This is a genomic window from Hasllibacter sp. MH4015, from assembly GCF_020177575.1.
Taxonomy (GTDB): domain Bacteria; phylum Pseudomonadota; class Alphaproteobacteria; order Rhodobacterales; family Rhodobacteraceae; genus Gymnodinialimonas.
Map to the genome: position 1 here is coordinate 206,734 of NZ_JAHTBK010000001.1, position 22,902 is coordinate 229,635.

At 63.4% G+C, this 22,902-nt stretch carries 25 protein-coding genes; 17 read left to right on the forward strand and 8 right to left on the reverse strand.

Translation table 11 applies throughout. From position 1 onward, the window contains the following. Positions 1-15: 15 nt before the first annotated feature. From KUW62_RS01195 to KUW62_RS01210, 4 genes are read right to left on the reverse strand one after another with little or no spacing between them, the layout of a single operon-like run. A complete protein-coding gene (locus tag KUW62_RS01195; protein WP_224813688.1) occupies positions 16-1,053 on the reverse strand; it encodes a MaoC family dehydratase in 1,038 nt (345 codons plus the stop codon). Continuing rightward, entirely contained in the window at positions 1,050-1,253 is a 204-nt protein-coding gene (locus tag KUW62_RS01200) for a DUF1737 domain-containing protein (RefSeq protein ID WP_224813689.1), read from the reverse strand. Before KUW62_RS01200 ends, KUW62_RS01195 begins: the two co-directional genes overlap by 4 nt. Before the next feature lie 3 nt (positions 1,254-1,256). Then, positions 1,257-1,826 carry an NnrU family protein gene (locus tag KUW62_RS01205; RefSeq protein WP_224813690.1) on the reverse strand — a complete coding sequence of 190 codons (570 nt, stop codon included), beginning with the start codon at positions 1,824-1,826 and terminating at the stop codon, positions 1,257-1,259. Further along, positions 1,823-2,689, reverse strand: coding sequence for a CoA ester lyase (locus KUW62_RS01210; RefSeq protein ID WP_224813691.1), 867 nt, complete (start codon positions 2,687-2,689; stop codon positions 1,823-1,825). The genes KUW62_RS01205 and KUW62_RS01210 overlap by 4 nt, the downstream gene beginning before the upstream one ends. A gap of 276 nt (positions 2,690-2,965) precedes the next feature. Here KUW62_RS01210 and KUW62_RS01215 point away from each other — a divergent pair, with 276 nt between their 5' ends. Both KUW62_RS01215 and mdh read left to right on the forward strand, forming a co-directional pair. Then, positions 2,966-3,277 carry a hypothetical protein gene (locus KUW62_RS01215; protein ID WP_224813692.1) on the forward strand — a complete coding sequence of 104 codons (312 nt, stop codon included), beginning with the start codon at positions 2,966-2,968 and terminating at the stop codon, positions 3,275-3,277. Between the two features lie 120 nt (positions 3,278-3,397). Next, positions 3,398-4,360 (forward strand): malate dehydrogenase, encoded by a 963-nt coding sequence (gene mdh, locus KUW62_RS01220; RefSeq protein WP_224813693.1) that lies wholly within the window; start codon positions 3,398-3,400, stop codon positions 4,358-4,360. A 55-nt stretch (positions 4,361-4,415) separates the two neighbouring features. Here the strand turns inward: mdh and KUW62_RS01225 are convergent, their stop codons facing one another. Continuing rightward, the gene (locus KUW62_RS01225; RefSeq protein WP_224813694.1) at positions 4,416-5,429 is read right to left on the reverse strand and encodes a glycosyltransferase family 2 protein; all 1,014 of its coding nucleotides are present in this window, start codon (positions 5,427-5,429) and stop codon (positions 4,416-4,418) included. Positions 5,430-5,689: 260 nt separating this feature from the next. On the opposite strand from KUW62_RS01225, the gene sucC reads away from it, so the two are divergent. From sucC to lpdA, 15 genes are all read left to right on the forward strand, one after another. After that, positions 5,690-6,883, forward strand: coding sequence for an ADP-forming succinate--CoA ligase subunit beta (gene sucC, locus KUW62_RS01230; RefSeq protein ID WP_224813695.1), 1,194 nt, complete (start codon positions 5,690-5,692; stop codon positions 6,881-6,883). Between the two features lie 4 nt (positions 6,884-6,887). Beyond that, positions 6,888-7,349 (forward strand): hypothetical protein, encoded by a 462-nt coding sequence (locus tag KUW62_RS01235; RefSeq protein ID WP_224813696.1) that lies wholly within the window; start codon positions 6,888-6,890, stop codon positions 7,347-7,349. Then, positions 7,346-8,158, forward strand: coding sequence for a class I SAM-dependent methyltransferase (locus KUW62_RS01240; RefSeq protein WP_224813697.1), 813 nt, complete (start codon positions 7,346-7,348; stop codon positions 8,156-8,158). Before KUW62_RS01235 ends, KUW62_RS01240 begins: the two co-directional genes overlap by 4 nt. Beyond that, entirely contained in the window at positions 8,155-8,811 is a 657-nt protein-coding gene (locus KUW62_RS01245; RefSeq protein ID WP_224813698.1) for a class I SAM-dependent methyltransferase, read from the forward strand. Before KUW62_RS01240 ends, KUW62_RS01245 begins: the two co-directional genes overlap by 4 nt. Positions 8,812-8,873: 62 nt before the next feature. After that, positions 8,874-9,353, forward strand: a complete 480-nt coding sequence (locus KUW62_RS01250) for a succinyl-CoA synthetase subunit beta (protein WP_224813699.1) — start codon at positions 8,874-8,876, stop codon at positions 9,351-9,353. Continuing rightward, entirely contained in the window at positions 9,350-9,895 is a 546-nt protein-coding gene (locus KUW62_RS01255) for an STM3941 family protein (RefSeq protein ID WP_224813700.1), read from the forward strand. Before KUW62_RS01250 ends, KUW62_RS01255 begins: the two co-directional genes overlap by 4 nt. A gap of 36 nt (positions 9,896-9,931) precedes the next feature. Further along, entirely contained in the window at positions 9,932-10,813 is an 882-nt protein-coding gene (sucD, locus tag KUW62_RS01260) for a succinate--CoA ligase subunit alpha (protein WP_224813701.1), read from the forward strand. A 231-nt stretch (positions 10,814-11,044) separates the two neighbouring features. Then, positions 11,045-11,698 (forward strand): DUF805 domain-containing protein, encoded by a 654-nt coding sequence (locus KUW62_RS01265; RefSeq protein WP_224813702.1) that lies wholly within the window; start codon positions 11,045-11,047, stop codon positions 11,696-11,698. A gap of 1 nt (position 11,699) precedes the next feature. Further along, positions 11,700-12,290: a DUF805 domain-containing protein gene (locus KUW62_RS01270; RefSeq protein ID WP_224813703.1), complete on the forward strand. Its 591-nt coding sequence runs from the start codon at positions 11,700-11,702 to the stop codon at positions 12,288-12,290. 102 nt (positions 12,291-12,392) lie between these two features. Then, a complete protein-coding gene (locus KUW62_RS01275) occupies positions 12,393-15,353 on the forward strand; it encodes a 2-oxoglutarate dehydrogenase E1 component (protein WP_224813704.1) in 2,961 nt (986 codons plus the stop codon). A gap of 6 nt (positions 15,354-15,359) precedes the next feature. After that, positions 15,360-16,913, forward strand: coding sequence for a 2-oxoglutarate dehydrogenase complex dihydrolipoyllysine-residue succinyltransferase (odhB, locus tag KUW62_RS01280; protein ID WP_224813705.1), 1,554 nt, complete (start codon positions 15,360-15,362; stop codon positions 16,911-16,913). Then, a complete protein-coding gene (locus KUW62_RS01285) occupies positions 16,910-17,476 on the forward strand; it encodes a hypothetical protein (RefSeq protein ID WP_224813706.1) in 567 nt (188 codons plus the stop codon). Before odhB ends, KUW62_RS01285 begins: the two co-directional genes overlap by 4 nt. Positions 17,477-17,572: 96 nt before the next feature. Continuing rightward, entirely contained in the window at positions 17,573-18,103 is a 531-nt protein-coding gene (locus KUW62_RS01290; RefSeq protein ID WP_224813707.1) for a peptide-methionine (R)-S-oxide reductase, read from the forward strand. A 57-nt stretch (positions 18,104-18,160) separates the two neighbouring features. Then, positions 18,161-18,577, forward strand: coding sequence for an MAPEG family protein (locus KUW62_RS01295; RefSeq protein ID WP_224813708.1), 417 nt, complete (start codon positions 18,161-18,163; stop codon positions 18,575-18,577). A gap of 158 nt (positions 18,578-18,735) precedes the next feature. Beyond that, on the forward strand, positions 18,736-20,124 hold the full coding sequence (gene lpdA / locus KUW62_RS01300) for a dihydrolipoyl dehydrogenase (protein WP_224813709.1): 1,389 nt from the start codon (positions 18,736-18,738) through the stop codon (positions 20,122-20,124). An 80-nt stretch (positions 20,125-20,204) separates the two neighbouring features. Here lpdA and KUW62_RS01305 read toward each other — a convergent pair whose 3' ends face one another. The 3 genes from KUW62_RS01305 to KUW62_RS01315 form a co-directional block, all read right to left on the reverse strand. Beyond that, positions 20,205-21,281 carry a sterol desaturase family protein gene (locus KUW62_RS01305; RefSeq protein ID WP_224813710.1) on the reverse strand — a complete coding sequence of 359 codons (1,077 nt, stop codon included), beginning with the start codon at positions 21,279-21,281 and terminating at the stop codon, positions 20,205-20,207. Between the two features lie 128 nt (positions 21,282-21,409). Further along, the gene (locus tag KUW62_RS01310) at positions 21,410-22,063 is read right to left on the reverse strand and encodes a GntR family transcriptional regulator (RefSeq protein WP_305038458.1); all 654 of its coding nucleotides are present in this window, start codon (positions 22,061-22,063) and stop codon (positions 21,410-21,412) included. A gap of 3 nt (positions 22,064-22,066) precedes the next feature. After that, positions 22,067-22,792, reverse strand: a complete 726-nt coding sequence (locus tag KUW62_RS01315) for a M48 family metallopeptidase (protein WP_224813711.1) — start codon at positions 22,790-22,792, stop codon at positions 22,067-22,069. Between the last annotated feature and the right edge of the window lie 110 nt (positions 22,793-22,902).

Below are 22,902 nucleotides of genomic sequence, written 5' to 3' on the forward strand. Positions count from 1 at the left end.
GGCCAAAACCGGCGATCACCGCGGAATCAGGACCCAGTAGTCGAGGTCGAGCAAGACGTCGGACAGATATTTTCCATCCGCGCCGCGCAGTCGCCCCGCAGCGCCCTTCGTGGCCACAAGCCGCAGTCGAAGTGCACCGACATGGGGATCGGTCGTCTCCGCCCGATCAAGCACTTCGGACCAGGCATAGACGGTGTCGCCCGCCATTGCGGGGTTGGCGTGGGCGCCCGCGTTGATCGCCGCGATCAGCTGCGCGTTGGCCAGTCCGTTGAAGCTGAGCGCGCGGGCCATGGAGATGATGTGACCCCCATAGATCAGACGCTTGCCATCGGGTCGGGCGGTGACGTCGAAATGCACCTTGGCCGTGTTCTGCCACAGGCGGGTGGCCATCATGTGTTCGGGGTCGGTCAGGGTGACGCCATCGACGTGGTCGATGATTTCGCCAATTTCGTAATCGCCCCAGCGGTGCGCCTCTCCCGCAGCGGCGAAATCGTAGCGGGACCAATCCAGGGTCTCGGGGATATGGAGGGCGTCGGCGGGCACAGACTGGGCAAGGTCTGGAACGGTTGGCTCCGGCGCGGGGGCGGATGCGTCCCGTTTGCGGACCATGACCCAGCGCACATACTCCAGGACGGGCGTGTCGAAATTCTTGAACCCGCGCGTGCGGACCCAGACGATGCCGGTCTTGCCGTTGGAATTCTCTTTCAAGCCGATGATTTCAGAGGTCGACCGGATGGTGTCGCCGGATTCCACACGCTCCAGGAACCGGCCCTCGGCATAGCCGAGATTGGCGACGGCGTTGAGCGAGATGTCGGGGACCGTCTTGCCGAAGACCGTGTGGAAGGTGATCAGGTCATCCATGATTGGATTGCGCAGGGCGCTGCCGCGGGCGGCGAAATCCCACGAGCTTTGCAGGGCGAAACGCGGGCCGTAGAGCGACTGGTACATCGCCACATCCCCGTCGTGCAGCGTGCGCGGCGTTGCATGGTCGATGACCTGCCCGACGCTGTAATCCTCGAAGAAATAGCCCTGATTTGTCTTTGTGCTGCTCATTGCTGACCCAGTTTCATATCGGGCGCATAGGGCGCGTCGATGTCCTTGGTGACGGCCTGACCGCAGCGAACGACCCCGCGCGCCGCGTCGAAGGTCATGGTCGGATCGCCATGCAGCTCCCAGCCGTTCGACAAGGCCTCAGACACCTTATGGCAAAAGGCCGAAGTGTCATCCTCGGTCAGCAAGCGGTAGATTTTCATGCTCTATCCCCAGGGGGTTACGCCAAGCCAGTGGTGAATGCCCATGGCCACGAGGAGAACGACAAGGGCGATCACCGCGATGCGGATTTCCGAGGCACGTCCACCCCATTCGGGCGGGGTCCAGGCCGGTTCCGCCCGGTTGATGATCGCGATTTCCATCAGCGCCCAGATCAACAGCCCGCCGAACAGCACGAACGATGCGAGGTCCCCGTTGGGGATCAGATGCGCAAAGGCCCAAAGCGAGAAGCCGATCAATTGCGGATGGCGCAGCTTGGTTCCAACCCGGTTGCGCGGGCGGCCCGGTGGCGTCGCACCGCTGGCATAGATGTAGAACGCGAGGATCATCAGCAGGTTGTTGATCCCCACCAGCGCGCCAGAGCGGCCCCACCAGACCGGGCCAAACGCGTCGCGGTAGCCGAAAACCATCAAGACCACGGACAGGACAACCAGGCCCGCGACGATGCCTTTGCCCGGATCGCCGAACCGCGCGCGAGAGGATGGGGCCAGCCGTTTCCATCCATGGGCGACATACCAAAGCGCAAGGCCCGCGATCAGTAGAATCCAGCCCATCATGCGGCCTCCAGCTCGGCGATGGCGCGGGCCTTGGCCAGCGTGGCGCGCGCGGTGACGATGTGCAGGTTCTCGACGATCTTTCCGTCCACGACCGCGACGCCTTCGCCACGCGCCTCCGCCTCCTCGAAGGCGGCAATCTGGCGTTGGGCGAGTTCCAACTCGTCGGGGGACGGGGCGAAGATGTCGTTCGCCGTGGCGATCTGGCCGGGATGGATCAGGGTCTTGCCGTCGAACCCGAAATCGCGGCCCTGAATGCATTCCGCCGCCAGCCCGTCCACATCGCGAAACGCGTTGTAGACACCGTCGACGCAGATGAGGCCATGGGCGCGGGCCGCCAGAAGGCTGTGTTGCAGCGCATGGATCATCGCGTCACGGGTCCGCGCACCCAGATCCTTGGCCAGATCGTTGGTACCAAGCACAAAGCCCACCATGCGCGGGGCGGTCGCGATGGTGGCGGCGTTCAGAATGCCAAGTGGCGTTTCCATCATGGCCCAGATGCGCGTATCGGCCAGCGCCTCATGGGCGTCGAGCATGGCGGCAAGGCGTTCCACGTCAGCGGCTGAGTTGACCTTCGGCACCAGGATCGCCTGCGGACGGGCGGGCGCGATTGCGGTGATGTCATCGGCGCCCCATTCGGTATCGAGCGCGTTGATCCGCACGATCTGCCGCCGCGCCCCGAAGCCCCCCTCGGCTAGCGTCGCCACAAGGGTGGCGCGCGCGTCCTCCTTCTCGTTGGGCGCAACCGCATCTTCCAGATCGAAGATGATCGCGTCGACCGGCAACGTGCGCGCCTTGTCCATGGCCCGCGTGCGGGATGCCGGAACATAGAGGACGGAACGGTAGGGAGAGATCGTGTCAGACATCCGGGGAGCCGATCGTTGAGGACGAATTTCCCCTATGTCGGACCACAACTTCGCTGCAAGCGCAAGTCCGTTGCTGCAACGCAGCGCGCCGCGCAAGAAAATTGCGCCGGAAAATTGGGCTCGTTCACGGGCGGTTAACCAGACCATGCCAGTGTGGGGACAGATGCCAGAACGGCACTCATCGGCAAGGAGGAAGGTTTTGCAACCCCGGCGCCTCCGCTGATCCGAATGACATCGCTTGAGTGGCCAGCGCCCCAGAAAAAGGGACATGACCTTATGACGATGTTCAAATCCGCCCTGATGGCCGCGGCGTTCGCGTTGCTTTCGCTGCCGCAGGCCGCGTCGGCTCAATCCGGAATGCTGTGCGCCCAACGCGATCTCGTGCTTGCGCAACTAACCGACCGCTATGGCGAGCAACGCCATGGCATGGGCCTTGCTCCGAATAACCGCATCGTGGAGATCTACGTGTCCGAGGAAACCGGAAGCTGGACGATCATCCTGACCAACGCAGACGGCACCACATGCCTCATGGCCGCGGGCCAGCATTTCGAGGCGGTGGCCCCTGTCCCGGCGGGGGACGACCTGTAGGACACGCCAACGCGCAACCCTTGGTTGATACGATCCGCCGCGCTTGCGAAGGCTTGCACCACGCGCGGCCTGCCGCTACCCCTCCGCCCGACCGTAACACCGGACCGAGGACCTTGAGAGATGGCCAGACCCAAGATTGCGCTGATCGGCGCGGGACAGATCGGGGGCACGCTTGCCCACCTTGCCGCCCTGAAAGAACTGGGGGACGTTGTCCTCTTCGACATCGCGGAAGGCGTTCCGCAGGGCAAGGCGCTTGATATCGCCGAATCCGGCCCGTCGGAGAAGTTCGACGCCAAGTTGAAAGGCACCAACGATTACGCGGATATCGCCGGCGCCGATGTCTGCATCGTGACCGCCGGCGTTCCCCGCAAGCCGGGGATGAGCCGCGACGACCTGCTGGGCATCAACCTGAAGGTGATGAAGGCCGTGGGCGAAGGCATCCGCGACAACGCGCCCGATGCATTCGTGATTTGCATCACCAACCCGCTCGACGCGATGGTCTGGGCCTTGCGCGAGTTCAGTGGCCTGCCGCACGAGAAGGTTTGCGGCATGGCGGGCGTTCTGGACAGCGCGCGGTTCCGCCACTTCCTCGCCGAGGAATTCGATGTCTCCATGAAAGACGTTACCGCGTTCGTTCTGGGCGGACACGGCGACACGATGGTGCCGCTGACGCGCTATTCCACCGTGGCCGGTATTCCGCTTCCCGATCTGGTGGAGATGGGCTGGACCACGCAGGAGAAGCTGGATGCCATCGTGCAACGTACCCGCGATGGGGGGGCCGAGATCGTAGGCCTACTGAAGACCGGATCGGCTTTCTATGCGCCCGCCACGTCCGCCATCGAGATGGCCGAAGCCTACCTGAAAGACCAAAAGCGCCTGTTGCCTTGCGCGGCATATGTCGATGGCGCCTTGGGCCTGAAGGGCATGTATGTCGGTGTGCCCACCGTGATCGGCGCGGGCGGGATCGAGCGGATCGTCGACATCAAGATGACCAAGGACGAACAGGCGATGTTCGACAATTCCGTGGATGCCGTGAATGGCCTCGTTGAAGCCTGCAAGGCCATCGACGACACGCTGGGCTAAGCCCACGGCACGACGCACAGATCAGGGCCGGGCCGAAATGCCCGGCCCTTTGTCGTCAGAGCACGCCGTTCTGCCGCGCCACATCCACCCACGCGTCGATGTTCTTCCGCAAGGCCGCGTCGAACGCTCCGGGGCCGAGGTCGACGGATCGGCCGGGAAACGCGGTCTCGACAATTGGGCCGAGGTCAAATTGATCGCGCTGAATATATCCGTCGTCTTCCAGAACGGCGATCTCGGCCTCGGAATACCCGTTCACCCGGTCGAATAGCGCGCGAAGGGCCGCGGGATCGTGAAGGCAGCCCGCGATTTCACGCCATTGGGCGATGCGGAAGGGGGGCAATTGCTCCAACCGTTCGGGCGTATTGGCGGCCTGTCGGATGAACTTCCCGGCCCAGTGCAGGGGCGTCATCCCGTCAAAATGCACCAGCTCGATCTGGTCGGCGGGGTAGTGGGGCGGCACGACACGGTCCTTGATATGGCCATGCCGCGGCACGTGGATACCGATATTCATCCCGATCCGCGTGCGCACAAAGGGTTTGCCCGCGGCATGGCCCGTGAAGCCGAACGGGGCGAGGGCGGATGTCCGTAACGGAGTATCATCGCGGCCCTGGTAATGGACCTTGAAGACCCCGTCGAAGATCGTGCGCTGCGGCTGACCCCGGACCAATGCGCGTTCAAGGTTGAAGACCTTCGTCCACGTCGCCCATTCCGGCACATCGGCCAGGGCGGCCTGCACATCCGATCCGGGACGCAAGTATTCATCCGCGTCGCAATGGAGCAGGAAATCGAGCTTGCTGACCGATTGCGCATGGGTCGCGTTGATGGTCTGGCGGTTGTTGTGGCGGCGTGGGCGGCGCGGGGCGACGGCGCGCCAATAATGCCGGTCACAGCGGGTCACGTGGACGGGCGGCAACCAATCCAGAAGCTCCCCCACCGGGTCGCGGGGATTGTCGAGGTAGATGTGGATTTCATCCGCGCCAAGGCTCAGGTGGTGGGCGACAAAGGCCATGACCAATTGCGGGGGCTCCGCCACGGTGGCGACGATCCCCCATCGAAATGGCTTGGACATGTCCGATGGCTCCGGGGTTGGGACGCGTGCCGACCACGCTGCGCCGGATCGCGGATCGGGGCAAGTCAGATCACATGCGGCGCGGTGAGTCGCGGCGGCGCGGCAGAGGGCGATATTTTTGTGATCACACGTTGGAAAAGTGTGATCACAAATGTCGGTTTTTCGCCCAAAACCCTGTGCCTGCGGCAGAATGCCGTTTCAATGCAAGCGGCGGTTGTGTCACGTCCAAGTGAACGTGACCTAAAGAACGGACCAGTTCCATGAACATTCATGAGTATCAGGCGAAAGCTCTCCTCCGGCAATATGGCGCACCGGTTTCCGACGGACGGGTGGTGCTGAAGGCGGAAGACGCCAAGACCGCCGCGGGCGAAATGGACGGGCCGCTTTGGGTCGTGAAGGCGCAGATCCACGCAGGGGGCCGCGGCAAGGGCAAGTTCAAGGAAGCCGATGCCGGGGACGCGGGCGGCGTGCGCCTGGCGAAATCGGTTGAGGAAGCGGCGGAAGAGGCCAAGAAGATGCTTGGCCGCACGTTGGTGACGCACCAGACGGGTCCGGCCGGCAAGCAGGTCAACCGTATCTATATCGAGGATGGCTCGGGCATTGAGACGGAGATGTACCTGGCGCTTCTGGTGGATCGACAGACCAGCCGCATTTCCTTCGTCTGCTCTACCGAGGGCGGCATGGATATCGAGGAAGTGGCGGCGGAGACGCCCGAAAAGATCCTGTCGTTCAGCGTCGATCCGGCGACGGGGTATCAGCCCTACCACGGGCGGCGCGTGGCCTTCTCGCTCGGCCTTGAGGGCCAGCAGGTCAAGCAATGCGTCAAGCTGATGGGCCAGTTGTTCGATGCCTTCGTGGAGAAGGACATGGAGATGCTGGAGATCAATCCGCTGATCGTGACCGATGGCGGTGATCTGAAAGTGCTGGACGCGAAGGTCGGGTTCGACGGAAACGCCGTCTATCGCCACGCCGACATCGCCGCGCTGCGCGATGAGACGGAAGAGGACCCCAAGGAACTGGCCGCGTCCAAGTTCGACCTCAACTACATCGCGCTCGACGGGGAAATCGGCTGCATGGTCAACGGCGCGGGCCTCGCCATGGCAACGATGGATATCATCAAGCTTTACGGCGCGGAGCCTGCCAACTTCCTTGATGTGGGCGGCGGCGCCACGAAGGAAAAGGTGACGGAGGCGTTCAAGATCATCACCTCCGATCCGCAGGTCAAAGGCATCCTCGTGAACATCTTCGGCGGTATCATGCGCTGCGATATCATCGCCGAGGGCGTGGTGGCCGCGGTCAAGGAAGTGGGTCTTGAGGTTCCGCTGGTCGTGCGGCTTGAAGGCACGAATGTCGAAAAGGGCAAGGAAATCATCAACTCCTCCGGCCTGAACGTCATCGCCGCAGATGACCTGAAAGACGGGGCGGAGAAGATCGTAAAGGCCGTTAAAGGGTAGGCCGATGCGCCCCGCCGAATTCCCCGAACGCAATACGGCACGCCGCCGGGCCATGCATATGGTCCGGGGTGCGCTATGCGCCGTGGCGATGGGCGGCACCGCGCTGGCCCAGGCTCCGTCCGTCGGATCAGCGGAGGCGAACCCGGCAATCCTTGCCCACCTGTTCGTCAATGTCTGCTTCACCAGCCAATCCCTGACCGAGGCGCAGGATCGTCTTCTGGCAAATAGGATGGTTCCGAACCCTGAGACGGGAACGTATTTCCATCCGGTCTTCGACATGTCCATGAACCCGGCGGGCGACATCTGCTCCATCGTGTTTTCGGGCACGGACGTGGAGGAGGACATCGCGACCTTCCGGGAAACGCTGACGTCGATCGTCGGCATCCGCACCGGAGATGTGGAACTGGTTCCGGTTCCCCAAACCGCCGAGGTGCTGCTGCGCGGTGGCGTGGAGGTGCAGTGGTGAACGCCCCCGACCTCCGGATCGACACGACCCGTCCCTGCCCGAGCTGCGGATCGGAGGCGCGCGCGGAGATGCCGCTTTTCCACCGTGACGAATGGCGAATGGTGAAATGTAGGGATTGCGACCTGGTCTATCTCCTCAACCCGCCGGGATACGAGGCGTTGGTGGAGGATTTCGCGTGGGAAAAGACCTCTGCCGATGAGCACCTGGCCCGACTTGAAGCCCGCCCAATCCTGCAACGGGCGGACCTTGCGACGCGCTGGCGCCACAAGATCGGACGCAAGCCCGATGCGGTGCGGTACGCGGAATGGTTCGGCGGCGGCAACCTTCTGAACGTCGGCTGCGCCGAGGCAAGCGTGCAATATCCCGGCTTCACGCAGTACGGGATCGAGATTTCGGCGGAGCTGGCCGAGGCGGCGAACCGCAACCTGGCCGAGCAGGGCGGCTATTGCGTCCACGGCCCGGGTGCGGAGGCGATCCGCGAATTCCCCGATGCGATGTTCGACGGTGTGATCCTGCGCTCCTACCTGGAGCATGAGGAGCATCCCAGACCGGTTCTGGAGCATGTCGCGCGTGTCCTGAAACCCGGAGGGCGCGCTTACGTCCGGGTGCCGAATTTCAACGCGCTGGGGCGGAAGATCTTCAAGACCAACTGGGTCGGCCTGCGCTATCCCGATCACGTGCAGTATTTCACGCTGGACACGCTCACCGATTTGGCACGACGCACCGGGTTCACGGTGAAGGTGCTGAACCCGGTCCGCCTGCCGTTGGATGACAATATCAACGTGCTGTTCGAGAGGGCCGCGGCATGAGGCGGAAACTGCAAGATGTATTCGAGACGAAGGTTTGGCCTTCCAGCGCGAAGGGCACACGTTCCGGGCCGGGATCAACGCTCAAGGCCACGGAGCGGGTGCGTGCGGCGCTGCCGGATGTCCTGAAACGCTACAAGGTGAAGACGTTCTTCGACGCGCCCTGCGGCGACTTCTACTGGATGCGCGAGGTCGATCTCGGCAAGCGGACCTATATCGGCGGCGACATCTCGTCTGAGATCATCGCCGACGTGACCGAGCAATATGCCAGCGACAAGGTCAGCTTCGTGCATATCGACATCACCAGCGATCCGCTGCCCAAGGCCGACATGATGATGTGCCGTGATTGCCTGTTCCACCTGAAGGACCGCTTCAAGTGGGGCTTCTTGCGTAATTTCGCGGAGGGGCCGATCCCGTATCTGATGATGACGATGCACCATTTCGATCAAAACAATCACCTGAGCGACACGGGGAACTTCCAGCCCTTCTCGCCCATGGCGGCGCCGTTCAACTTCCCCGCGCCGATCGAGATGGTCCACGAGACGGTCGATGAATTGCCCGACGATGTCGCCAATGCGCCCGATGCGCGGCAGATCAAGTCACTGGGCATCTGGAAGCGCAAGGATGTGAAAGCGGTTGTGGAGGCGCAGGGCTGACGATGCGAAGCGTCCGGCGGATCTGGCGAAGGGGAGAGCGTGCAGCATGGCTGTGCGCCGCCATGTTGGTCATGTCCGTCGCGGTCCAAGCCGACGAGGATGCCCTGCCGACCCGCGCGGCGGAGGCGTTTGCCGCCCATTGCTTCAGCCCGTTCATGACCGCCGAGCGCGCGGAAGAGGTGCTTGCCTCCACCGGCGCGCGGGTGGATTTCTACGATCTCGACCCGTTCTCCAACGCGGAGCCGTCGCCGGTGACGGGGCGTCCCGCCACGACGGGTACGGACCGCCGTTGCGAAGTGGCTTTTGACGGCGATCATGCGGAACTCGCCGCTAGCGCCGCCATCGCGGGGCTGGAGATGGAGGGGATCGACACAGAAGCGCCGATCCCCGACCGGTATCAACCCACCGAAGGCACGGCACTCCTGGGCGCACGGCAATTGAACCCGCGCCGCATCGCCGTGGTCCATGTGGGCACGCGCCCCGGCCCGAACGGGGTTGAGACATTCATGTTCGTGGAGCGGCTGATGCCGATCGCGCCATGAGAGATGTGAATCCGAATGAAGCCATGACGTTCAACCGCCGTGCCCTGCCATGGTATTATGTTCTGGTCGCGCTGTTTGTCGCCGCATTGGGCATCACGATCTTATTGATCGGGCCCGAAGAGGGTGAAATCGGGATTATCCTTGTCGCCCTTTTCTGCATCGCGCTGGGCGTTTTTGGCCTCTACGCCGTCGTCAAGACGCGCCGCCACGCGGGTGAGCCGATGGTGACGCTGTCGCCCGACGGCCTGGTGTTCGAGGCGCAGGGCGGCGGCCCCGTGGCGTGGTCCGAATTGACCGGGCTGGCTTGGGTGAACGTCAAGGGGCAGACCGGGCTGGTCGTGCAGATGACCGACGCCGCCCACAGCCGTGTTTCCCCGTCGCGCGCGATGCAAACCGCGGCAAAACTCGACCAAGCGCTTTTGGGCTCCAAGGGTCTGACCGTCTGGCACAACCAGATCGAAGGCTCCCTAGAAGAATTGGCCGGTCTGATCGCCGTTTATTCCAACGCCCATGGCGGCCCCGATCTGAGCGTGGCCCCATGACGAACCCACTTGTCCCAATGACCGAAGGAGGCCCCTATGGCCGTACTCGTTGACGAAAACACCAAGGTGATCTGCCAAGGCTTCACCGGCTCCCAGGGCACGTTCCATTCGGAGCAGGCGATCGAGTACGGCACCAAGATGGTGGGCGGCGTGACGCCGGGCAAAGGCGGGATGACCCATCTGGACCTGCCGGTCTTCAACTCCGTGCATGAGGCCAAGGCCGTGACGGAGGCCAATGCCTCAGTCATCTACGTGCCGCCGCCCTTCGCCGCGGATTCGATCCTGGAGGCGATTGATGCGGAGATGGAGCTGATCTGCTGCATCACCGAAGGCATCCCTGTGCTGGACATGATGAAGGTGAAGCGGGCTTTGGAGGGCTCCAAGTCGATCCTGATCGGGCCGAACTGCCCTGGTATCATCACGCCCGACGCCTGCAAGATCGGCATCATGCCGGGCCATATCCACCGGCGCGGATCGGTGGGCGTTGTCTCGCGCTCCGGCACCCTGACCTATGAGGCGGTCAAGCAGACCTCCGATGTGGGTCTGGGGCAATCCACCTGCGTAGGCATCGGCGGCGACCCGATCAAGGGAACCGAACATATCGACGTGCTGGAATGGTTCCTGGCCGATGACGAGACGCATTCGATCATCATGATCGGTGAGATTGGCGGCTCCGCCGAGGAGGAAGCCGCGCAATTCCTGATCGACGAGGCCAAAAAGGGCCGGAAAAAGCCGGTCGCCGGGTTCATCGCGGGGCGCACTGCACCGCCGGGCCGTCGCATGGGCCATGCCGGTGCCATTGTGGCGGGCGGCAAAGGCGGTGCCGATGACAAGATCGAGGCAATGCGCGCCGCCGGTATCGTGGTGGCCGACAGCCCCGCGACGCTGGGTGAGGCGGTTCTGGAAGCCATCGGGTGAGCCGGTCGGGGATGTGATGCAAACTCACGTGTCAAATGTGCCGTTGGACCTGCGCCGCCCTTTGCGGCTGCGCGGGCCGATGTCACGCCGGGCCTTTACGAGTCCGGCTAGTTTGACAGGCTTGCGCGCACGGCTCCCACTTCACATCGCTGCGGTTCTCACGGGTATGGTGGCCGTGGCGTCGCTGTTCAATCGCCCATTCGCGTCGCCCCCTGGCAAGGACGCGGTGGCATGACGTTCGGGGAGGCCATATCCCACAATATCCGGAACATGTTCCGGTTCGCCGGGCGTGACCCGCGCTCGTCCTTCTGGTGGTTCGTGCTGTTCGTGTTCCTGGGCTCCATCGTGGCCAACATGATCGACGGCATCTTCTGGCTGTTCCGGGCGGAGTCCGTGCTGGCACGGCTGGAGCAGCCAGAGGAATTCTTCGCGATGTTCGTGGGCAACCCGTGGATTTATTTCCTGTTCGCGCCAGTTTCGTTGATCTGGATGCTCGTGACGCTGGTGCCGCTTTTTTCCTGCGGCATCAGGCGCAGGCACGATTGCGACAAATCCGGAACGGGGTTCGTTCTGGCGTGCCTCGTCGCTCTGGCCGCGAGTGTGGTGGCGCTCGTCTACATGTTCCAGTTCTTCTCGATCTTCGCCGACTATATCCTCGCCTCCGCCCAGAACCCGGGCGCTTCCGGCTCTCCGTTCGATGACCCGGAGACGTTCGCGATGGTCACGCGGTTCATGGGGATTGTGTCCATCCTGTCGCTGCTGCAATTCGCAGCCGGTATCGTGATCCTGATCATGATGGCCACCAAGGGCACGGCTGGCCCGAACCGGTATGGGGACGACCCGCTGGCCGCTTTACCCCCCGATATTCCAGTGCAGAGTATTTGAGATGACATTCACAGAATCCATTCGACACAACATCGTCCATTGCACCAATTTCAGCGACCGCGATCCGCGCTCCGCCTATTGGTGGTACGTGCTGTTTGTCTCTCTCGGCGCGCTCGTGGCCATGGTCCTCGATTTCATCATTTTCTGGCCCGCCGCCGGCGAAGGGCGGATCGCCGCGTTCCTGTCGGAAAACTTCCAGTCGATCACCGATTTCTACATCAACGTCATGCCGATCACGACGTTCTGGTATCTCCTGAACTACCTGCCGGTCCTTGCCTGTGGCGTTCGACGGATGCGGGACCAGAACAAGCCCGCCTGGTGGTTCATCGTGACAATCATCTTCGTCACGATCATGTCCGTGGTCGTATTCAACGTCACCGGCCCGCAATCGGCGGAGCTGATGATGGTGGCCTTCAACCCCAATGCGACCATGTCCGAGCTGAACCGCGTTCTGGCCGATGCGGAGCAGTTGAACCGCACCTCCACGATCCTGTCGGGCATCCAGACCTTGCCGAGCCTGCTCATCATCATCTGGATGGCCACCCGCGGCACCGTCGGACCCAACCCCCATGGGGAGGATCCGTTGGGATGACATTCGACGAACCCACCCCCATCTGTTGCGACACCCACGCGCAACGTCCGGGCGGCGCGGCGCAGGCCCCCATTCTCCAGGTAAAATTCAGGAGCGATCTGAATGACTGACCAATCCCCCAACGACCAGTTCCACGCCTCCAGCTTCATGCAGGGGCACAATGCGGAATATCTGGAGCAGCTTTACGCGCAATATGCCCGCGATCCGTCGGCGGTCGACGCGGCTTGGGCGGAGTTCTTCAACGCTCTCGGTGATGCCGAAGCCGCCGAGCAGGAGGCCGAGGGGCCGTCCTGGGCGCGCAACGACTGGCCGCCCGTGCCGGGTGACGACCTGACCGCCGCGCTGACCGGCGAATGGCCCGCCGTGCCGGAGGAGGGGAAGGCCGCCGGTAAGAAGATCAAGGCCAAGGCGGAAGAAAAGGGCGTCGAGCTGACCGACGACCAGGTGCAGCGCGCCGTGCTGGATTCGATCCGGGCGCTGATGCTGATCCGCGCCTACCGTATCCGGGGCCATCTCGTGGCGGACCTCGACCCGCTGGGGATGCGCGACCAGACCCCGCATCCGGAACTGGACCCGGCATCCTATGGCTTTGAAGAGGCGGACATGGACCGCCCGATCTTCATCGACAATGTGCTGGGGCTCGAAATGGCCTCCATGCGGCAGATCGTGGAAATCGTGCGCCGCACCTACTGCGGCACGTTCGCGCTGCAATACATGCACATCTCCAATCCGGTCGAAGCCTCCTGGCTGAAGGAGCGGATCGAGGGCTACGGCAAGGAGATTGCCTTCACCAAGAACGGGCGCAAGGCGATCCTCAACAAGATGGTCGAGGCGGAGGGGTTCGAGAAATTCCTCCACGTCAAATACATGGGCACGAAACGCTTCGGCCTGGACGGTGGCGAGAGCCTGATCCCCGCGATGGAGCAGATCATCAAGCGCGGTGGCCAGCTGGGCCTGGAAGAGATCATCATCGGCATGCCGCACCGGGGCCGGTTGAGCGTCCTGGCCAACGTGATGCAAAAACCCTACCGCGCGATCTTCAACGAATTCCAAGGCGGCTCCTTCAAGCCGGAGGACGTGGATGGCTCGGGCGATGTGAAATACCACCTCGGTGCGTCCAGCGACCGGGAATTTGACGGCAATACCGTCCACCTTTCGCTTACTGCCAACCCTTCCCACCTCGAGGCGGTGAACCCCGTCGTGTTGGGCAAGGTTCGCGCCAAGCAGGATCAGAAGAACGACGACGATCGTACCAAGGTCATGGGCATCCTGCTGCACGGTGATGCGGCCTTCGCCGGGCAAGGGGTCGTGGCCGAGGGGTTCGGCCTGTCCGGTCTGCGCGGCCACAAGACCGGCGGCACGATCCACATCGTCGTCAACAACCAGATCGGCTTCACGACCGCGCCGCATTTCAGCCGCTCCAGCCCCTATCCCACGGATATTGCCCTGATGGTGGAGGCCCCGATTTTCCATGTGAACGGTGACGACCCGGAGGCGGTCGTCCACGCCGCGAAGGTCGCCACGGAGTTCCGGCAGATGTTCCACAAGGACGTGGTCATCGACATCTTCTGCTATCGCAGGTTCGGCCATAACGAGGGCGATGAGCCCATGTTCACCAACCCGATCATGTATAAGAAGATCAAGACCCAGAAAACGACCCTCGCGCTCTATACCGAGCGTCTGGTCGCGGACGGCCTGATCCCCGAGGGCGAGATCGAGGACATGAAGGCGTCCTTCCAATCCTACCTCAACGACGAATTCGAGGCGGGCAAGGATTACAAGCCCAACAAGGCCGACTGGCTTGACGGTCGCTGGTCGCACTTGGATCGCGATGACGGGGATGATTACCAGCGCGGCCAGACCGCGATCAAGCCCGAGACGTTCGAGGAGGTGGGCAAGGCCCTGACCACCGCGCCCGAGGGGTTCGCCCTGCACAAGACGGTCGGGCGCCTGCTCGACGCCAAGGCGGAGATGTTCAAAAACGGCAAGGGCATCGACTGGGCTACGGGAGAGGCGCTCGCCTTCGGTTCGCTGATGACGGAAGGTTATCCGGTGCGGCTCTCCGGCCAGGATTCGACGCGCGGCACCTTCTCCCAACGTCATTCCGGCCTGATCGACCAGACCAACGAGGAGCGCTACTACCCGCTCAACCACATCCGCAAGGGTCAGGCCCACTATGAGGTCATCGACTCGATGCTGTCTGAATACGCGGTGCTCGGGTTCGAATACGGCTATTCCCTGGCCGAACCCAATGCCCTGGTCTTGTGGGAGGCGCAGTTCGGTGATTTCGCCAACGGTGCGCAGATCATGTTCGACCAGTTCATCTCGTCCGGTGAGCGCAAGTGGCTGCGGATGAGCGGCCTTGTCATGTTGCTGCCCCATGGCTTCGAAGGGCAGGGGCCGGAACATTCCTCCGCCCGCCTGGAACGGTTCTTGCAAATGTCGGCGGAGGATAACTGGATCGTCGCCAATTGCACGACGCCGGCCAATTACTTCCATATCCTGCGCCGTCAGATCCACCGCGATTTCCGCAAGCCGTTGGTCCTGATGACGCCCAAGTCCCTGCTGCGCCACAAGATGGCCGTCAGCGAGGCGGAGGATTTCACCACCGGGTCCAGCTTCCACCGCTGCCTGTGGGACGATGCGCAAAAGGGCAATTCGGACACGGAATTGGTGGCTGATGACAAGATCAAGCAGGTCGTGATCTGCTCCGGCAAGGTCTATTACGATCTGCTGGAAGAACGCGACGCGCGCGGGATCGACGACATTTATTTGCTGCGGATCGAGCAGTTTTATCCGTTCCCCGCGCTGGCCCTCGTGAAGGAGCTGGAACGCTTCAAGCAAGCCAAGATCGTCTGGTGCCAGGAAGAGCCGAAGAACCAAGGCGCGTGGTCGTTCATCGAGCCGAACCTCGAATGGGTCCTGACCCGTATCGGCGCCGACACGACCCGGCCACGCTATGCCGGGCGTAACGCCTCGGCCTCGCCCGCGACGGGCCTGGCCTCTGCCCATAAATCCCAACAAGCAGCACTCGTCGACAGTGCGCTGACCATCGAAGGGTAATTGAAGATGTCTGTAGAAATTCGTGTGCCCACCCTGGGCGAATCCGTGACCGAGGCGACCGTCGCGACCTGGTTCAAGAAGCCGGGCGACACCGTCGCGGTCGACGAGATGTTGTGCGAGTTGGAGACCGACAAGGTCACGGTGGAAGTGCCTTCCCCCGCCGCAGGCACGTTGGGAGAGATCGTGGCCGCCGAGGGTGAAACCGTCGGTGTCGATGCCCTGCTGGCGACGTTGAGCGAGGGGGATGCAGGATCGACCGCGGCCCCCAAGGGCAAGGAAACTGCCGAAGATGACGGTGCCGCCTCCGCCGCCGCGCGCACCGCGTCCAAGGATGACGGCGGGGACGCGGTTGACGTGATGGTGCCGACCCTTGGCGAGTCCGTGACGGAAGCCACCGTATCCACATGGTTCAAGAAGGTGGGCGACAGCGTCGCGCAGGACGAGATGCTGTGTGAGCTGGAAACGGACAAGGTCTCGGTCGAGGTGCCATCGCCTGCCGCGGGTGTCCTGTCGGAGATCCTGGCTGAGGAAGGCACCACCGTGGAGGCCAGCGCGAAACTTGCCGTGATCGGCGGAGCATCGGGTGCGCCCGCAGTCGCGCCGTCCTCCACCGGCGATGGGGTCACTGGGGGCGATCAGTACACGGCCCCTCCCGCCGGCAGGGACGCGGCCGATGTCGAAAACGCGCCATCCGCCCAGAAGATGATGGCAGACAAAGGGATCAGTGCCGATCAGGTCCAGGGCACGGGCCGCGATGGCCGCATCATGAAGGAAGACGTGATGAAGGCCGCGTCCCAGCCCGCATCTGCGCCCGCCCCCGCCGCACAGGCACCCCGCGCGCCGGTGGCCGCCGATGACGAAGCGCGGGAGGAGCGGGTGAAGATGACCCGCCTGCGCCAAACCATCGCGCGCCGCCTGAAGGACGCCCAGAACACCGCCGCGATCCTGACCACGTATAACGAGGTCGACATGGGCGCGGTGATGGAATTGCGCAACGAATACAAGGATCTGTTCCTGAAGAAGCACGGCGTGAAGCTTGGCTTCATGTCGTTCTTCACCAAGGCCTGTGTCCACGCGCTGCGCGAGGTGCCCGAGGTGAACGCGGAAATCGACGGCACGGATATCGTCTATAAGAACTTCGTCCATATGGGCATCGCCGCAGGCACGCCCCAAGGCCTTGTGGTGCCCGTGATCCGCGACGCCGACGCGATGAGCTTTGCCGATATCGAGAAAGCGATCGCCGAGAAGGGCTCCAAGGCGCGCGATGGCAAGCTGTCCATGGCGGAGATGCAGGGCGGCACCTTCACGATCTCCAACGGCGGGGTCTATGGCTCGCTCATGTCCTCGCCCATCCTCAACCCGCCGCAATCCGGTATCTTGGGGATGCACAAGATCCAGGACCGCCCGATGGTGGTGAACGGAGAGATCGTGATCCGCCCGATGATGTATCTGGCTCTGTCCTATGACCACCGGATCGTGGACGGCAAAGGGGCGGTGACGTTCCTTGTCCGCGTGAAAGAGGCGTTGGAGGATCCGCGCCGGTTGCTGATGGACCTGTGAGCCGGAATTCGGCGCGCGATGCAGCCCTTGCGGCCAACATCGCGCGCCGGCGCGCCTTCGCTTTGCCCGGATATGCCACATTGGCGGAATGCGGGTTCGACGGGGCGTATGTCAGTCCGATCCAGATGAGTTCCGGGTCAGCCGATGGCCCGCTTCTCATGAGCAAGGATTGGCTGGATGCGCCCACGGCCCGCGCGGCCCCTGCGCCGCTTCGCGACATCGGCTATCTGCCGTCCATGCCGTTCAACAAGGTTCTGGATGCGGCCTTGAATATGGCGGGGCTTCGACGGGGTGACATCTATATCGCGCCGGTCTTCTGCCTATTGCCGCCTGTCCGCTCCCACGCGCTGCCCCTGGGCGATGCTCTCGCGTCCTTCGATGCCGTGACACGCCATGAAATCCTCGGGCGTCGGCCCATTGCGCTGGGTCGCGATGCCGCCGCCGTCCTGTCGCGGCGCGGGGTCGATCATATCGCAATCCCGCATCCGTCGGCGCGCGGCAGGGCCTTCGCGGACCGTGCGGCCCTCATCGCCGATGCGCTGCGCCGTGTCGCTAGGTCCTGACACACACGCTCACATCCCCGGCACCTCCCGCGCTCGTGTTTTCCCAGTGATCGCCGCCGCGTGCCACCTTGCTCGCAGGACAAGGAGTAACGGGACATGACACATCACCCCAACCGCCGGGCGTTCCTCGGCACCGCTGCGGCGACCGCGCTCGCCGCTCCCATGGCGCAAGCACAGACGCTCGCATCGGGCAATGACGCTTTCACCTACGAAGTCACGCGCACCGACGCGGAATGGCGCGCGATGCTCAGCGAGGATGAATACCGCATCATGCGGGAGTTCGGGACGGAGCCGCGCTTTTCCTCCGACTTCTGGGATACGGAAGACGCGGGCCATTACCATTGCAAGGGCTGCGATCTGACGATCTACGACAGCGACCAGAAGACCCTGCGCCTGATCGGGTGGGTCTTCTACTACCACGCGCGGCCCGACAGCGTGCTTCTGGGTATCGACGAATGGCCCGCCCAGATGTCGGAGGCCGAGGAGATGGGCGAACCCCGGCAGGTCACGGAGGTACATTGCCGCCGCTGCGGAAGCCATCTGGGCCATCTTTTGCAGGTCCAGGGCGACATGCTGCATTGCATCAACGGCGCCAGCCTGACCTTCGCGGCGGACGAGGCCGGTTGACCGGTTGAGGCCCGCCCTTCGCCCGGCCATAGTCGCCGTAGCAAAGGGAGCCCTGCGATGACGCCTGAACTGACCGCCCTGGCCCTGGCCGGATTGCTGCAAGTCGGGCAATTCGTTTTGATGGCCGTGCCCGCCAACCTCGAGATCGGGACGGGCAAGACGCTGTCGCCCCGGGACCGGGACCGGTTGGGTGGCGACATGCAAGACCTGCTCAGCCCCCGCACCGCGCGGCTCTACCGGGCGATGAACAACCATTTCGAAGGGTTGATCCTGTTCACCATCGCGGTGGTTGTGGTCACGCTTGGCGATGGCTCAACACCGGTGACGGCGGCCTGTGCCTGGCTCTACCTGGCCGCGCGCGTGCTCTACGTCCCGGCCTACGCCTTTGGCTGGACACCTTGGCGCAGTTATATCTGGTTTGTCGGATTTGCTGCCACGACCGTGATGCTGGTCGCCGCCCTGATCCCCGCCTGACCGCGCCGCACCCGCTTTGTGATCACACTGCCCGCCTGCGACCTTGCGCGCGGTGAAATATCCGCTGAAATCCGTGCTAAAGACCCGCAAGCTTGGGTTGTGCGCCCGTCCTGGCACACATACCTTCGCCCCTGAGAAGCAGCGCCGACGGAGGCCCCATGTCCAGCTATGACGTTATCGTAATCGGCTCCGGCCCCGGCGGCTATGTCTGCGCCATCCGCTGCGCGCAACTGGGGCTGAAGACGGCCTGTGTGGAGGGGCGCGAAACGCTCGGCGGCACTTGCCTGAACATCGGCTGCATCCCGTCCAAGGCACTGCTCCACTCCTCGCACATGTTGCACGAGGCGGAGCATAACTTCGCCAAGATGGGCTTGAAGGGCAAATCACCCTCCGTCGATTGGAAGCAGATGCTGGCCTACAAGGACGACGTGATCGGCCAGAACACCAAGGGCATCGAATTTCTTTTCAAGAAGAACAAGATCGACTGGCTGAAGGGCTGGGGCTCCATCCCCGAAGCGGGCAAGGTCAAGGTGGGTGAAGAGGTTCACGAGGCCAAGCACATCATCATCGCGTCGGGCTCCGAGCCGTCGAGCCTGCCGGGGGTGGAAATCGACGAGAAGGTTGTCGTGACCTCCGAAGGCGCGCTGAGCCTGCCGAAGATCCCCAAGAAGATGGTGGTGATCGGCGCGGGCGTGATCGGGTTGGAGCTTGGGTCGGTCTACGCGCGCCTCGGTGCGGAGGTTCAGGTGATCGAATTCCTCGACCACATCACTCCGGGCATGGATGCGGAGATTTCCAAGGTCTTCCAGCGCACCCTCAAGAAGCAGGGGCTGGACTTCACCATGGGCGCCGCGGTGCAGAAGGTGGACGCCACGAAGACCAAGGCCAAAGTCACATACAAGCTGCGCAAAGACGACAGCGAACACGTGATCGACGCCGATGTCGTGTTGGTCGCCACGGGCCGCAAACCCTATACCGACGGGCTGGGGCTCGACGCACTTGGCGTAAAGATGTCCGACCGCGGCCAGATCGAGGTCGACACCCAATACAAGACCAACGTGCCCGGCATCCTTGCCATCGGCGATGCCATTGACGGCCCGATGCTGGCCCACAAGGCCGAGGATGAGGGCATGGCAGCGGCCGAAGTCGTGGCGGGCAAACATGGCCACGTCAATTACGGCGTCATCCCCGGCGTGATCTACACCCATCCCGAGGTCTCCAATGTCGGCGCGACGGAGGAGCAGTTGAAGGAAGCGGGCCGCGCCTACAAGGTCGGCAAGTTCTCCTTCATGGGCAACGGACGGGCCAAGGCCAACTTCGCGGGCGACGGGTTCGTGAAAATCCTTGCCGACGCCGAAACCGACCGCATCTTGGGCGCCCATATGATCGGCCCGATGGTGGGCGATCTGATCCATGAGGTCTGCGTGGCGATGGAATTCGGTGCGTCGGCCCAGGACCTCGCCATGACCTGCCACGCCCACCCCACCTATTCCGAAGCCGTGCGCGAAGCGGCGCTGGCCTGCGGCGACGGGGCGATCCACGCCTGACACGCACATTGCATTCTGACAAGCGAAACGGCCGCGGGATCACGCCAGATCCCGCGGCCGCTTGTTTCAGGTAAGGGCGCTCATTCGGCGGGGATCTGCGCGACCTCCTCGCCCCGATCTTCCGGTACGGGCTGCGCATCCGCATTATCCTTTTTCGGCACGAACAGGCGGAAGGCATCGCGGAACGGTATGAGGTAGAGGTTCAACACGCTGTCGAGGTTGCGGCCCTCCTCCTCCGGGACACCGAACTTCACGTCGCGGTTGTCGTCGGGCATCGTGTAGGTGCCGAAGATCACGTCCCAGACCGGGAACATGAACGCGAAATTCTTGTCGATGTGATCGGGATGGCAGGAATGGTGCACGTGGTGATGGGCGGGCGAGGGGAAGATCGCCGACCAGATGCCCGGCCAGCGCAGCCAGACATGGCTGTGGCGCAAATTGTAGCCCACGATATTGAACACGAACATCGCAAGGGGCACGCCGAACAGCGTCGGCATCGACGGCGTGAAGCCGAAGAATTGCACCGCCAGGCCATAGGTCGCGCCGAAGCCAAGGCTGATGAAGAAGGCATAGACAAGGTTGTCGACCGGATGCTCCCGGAAATTGGAGATCGGGTGCATCACCTCCGCCGAATGGTGGACCTTGTGGAATTGCCACAGGAGCGGCACCTTGTGTTGCAGGTAATGTAGGCCCCAGGCGATGAAATCGCCCACCAGCATCAGCAGCATCATGAAGCCGAATGCGATCGCGAAATCGCCGTAGGTCCAGATCGTCTCCTGCCCGGCGACATCGGTGATCGACAGGCCATCACTGGCCAGGCGGAAGCTGAACGTCAGGGCAAATGCGCCAAGGGCCACCACCGCCGCGTTGGAGACGACCTTGTGAAACAGCGCGTAGCGCAGATCGAGCCAGGCGGACGGGTGGCTCCACACCGATTTGGGGAACAGGAAGCGCAGAAAGCTGCCCTTCGCGGCTTCCGCATCCTTTTCGGTGGCGTGATCGCCCTTTCGACGGATCGCCAGATAGACGAAATAGGCCGCCACGACAGAGGTGATCAGGTACAGCCAGAAAATCCGGTTTCGGGGGTCGGTCGGGAAAAGGAAAACCTCGATGATGCGATCGAGGACGGCGCCTACACCTGTGAAAATCTGGTCCATCTGCTCTGTCCGTTCTGGCGTGTTTTCAACGGACATGACCTTGAAACGAGGCAAGACTATGGCGGATTGATGCTGTTTCAGTACGCAAAGGGTGATTTTGCGCGCAATTGTAGCGGATAGGCCGGGGCTCAGTTCGCCAGAAGCCGCAGCCCCTGGGTCACATCGGCACGCAGGGCCAGCCGCAGGCCGGGTTCGTCGCCTGCATTGAGTGCCGCAAGGATTAGGCGGTGGTGCGGCGGCGATTCCGTGCGCCCCAACCGCCCGTAAAGCGCGCGCATCGTCGGGCCCAATTGCAGCCAGACCGTTTCCGCGAGCGCCAGCATCGCGGGGGCCTGCGCGCGAAGGTAAAGGGTGCGGTGGAATTCAAGGTTGGCGCGGATGTAACCCACCGCATCGCGGCGCGCGATCACCTGGGCGATCTGGCCGTTGATCGCCTCCATCCGTTCGATCAGGGCGGGGTGGGCGCGGGGCAGGGCGCGGGATGCAAGTTCCGGCTCCAACAACGCCCGGATCGCGGCCAGTTCCTCGATCCGCTCGTTCGACAATTCGGGGGTGGAGACGCGGCCGCTGGCCGACAGGAAGAGCGCACCTTCGCTGACCAACCGCCGCACCGCTTCTCGTGCCGGGGTCATGGAGACGCCGAATTCCTTGCCCAGACCGCGCAGCGTCATCGCCTCACCGGGGTTCACCTCGCCATACATGATGCGTGAGCGCAGGGCGCGGTAGACCCGGTCATGGGCGACGGCGGCGCCGGTTTCGGTGGGGCGGGGGTTCATCAACATGATCTATCCCTCTGGCTCGAAACGCCAAGCCAGAAGCTCCGCGCCATGACGGCGCATCCAGGCGCGGTGGGTGTCGGTGTCGGGGCACAATCGCCGGCAGAGGTCCCAGAACCTGTCGGAGTGGTTCATCTCCACCAGATGTGCGACCTCGTGGGCCACCACGTAGTCCAGCACGGCCGGTGGGGCCATGATCAGGCGCCAGGAAAACATGAGGTCCCCCTTCGAGGAACAACTGCCCCATCGGGACCTTGGATCGCGCAGGGTCATGCGCCCCGGCACTTTACCGATGCGTTCCGCATGAAGCGCCACCGATTGTGACAGGCTGTCACGCGCCATCGCGGTCAGAAGCGCCTTGAGCCGCGGGCCCTGGCGCGGGCCGGGCGGCACTTGCAGGGCGCCGCCGACGAAACGGGCCGCGCGCCCCGTGCCCTCGATCACCGGTCGGGCGATGCCGCAGACCGGAATCTCCGCCCCGATCCGGGCCTGCTGAACCTCTGCCGCGCGGTCGAGATGTCCACGCACCCAATCCTCCCGTTCGCGCAGGAACGCCACCGCCTCCGATGTCCGCGCCCATGTCGGCAAGCTCAACGTGACACGCCCGTCGGCCCGGCTCACCCGGAGCGAGAATCGCTTGGCCCGGGCGTTGCGGCGCAAGAACACCTCCACCGGCGGCTCCCCCGGCAGGACATGGCGATCCGAGGGGGTTGAACTGAACAGACGAGGAGCCAAGTATGGGCCTCCGATATGCGGTCCGGGGCAAGCGCCCGGAAAGGCTTTACAGTCCTACGACTGTATGGCAGACGACCGCATCTCGCCATACCGATGATTGAAGGGGGTGT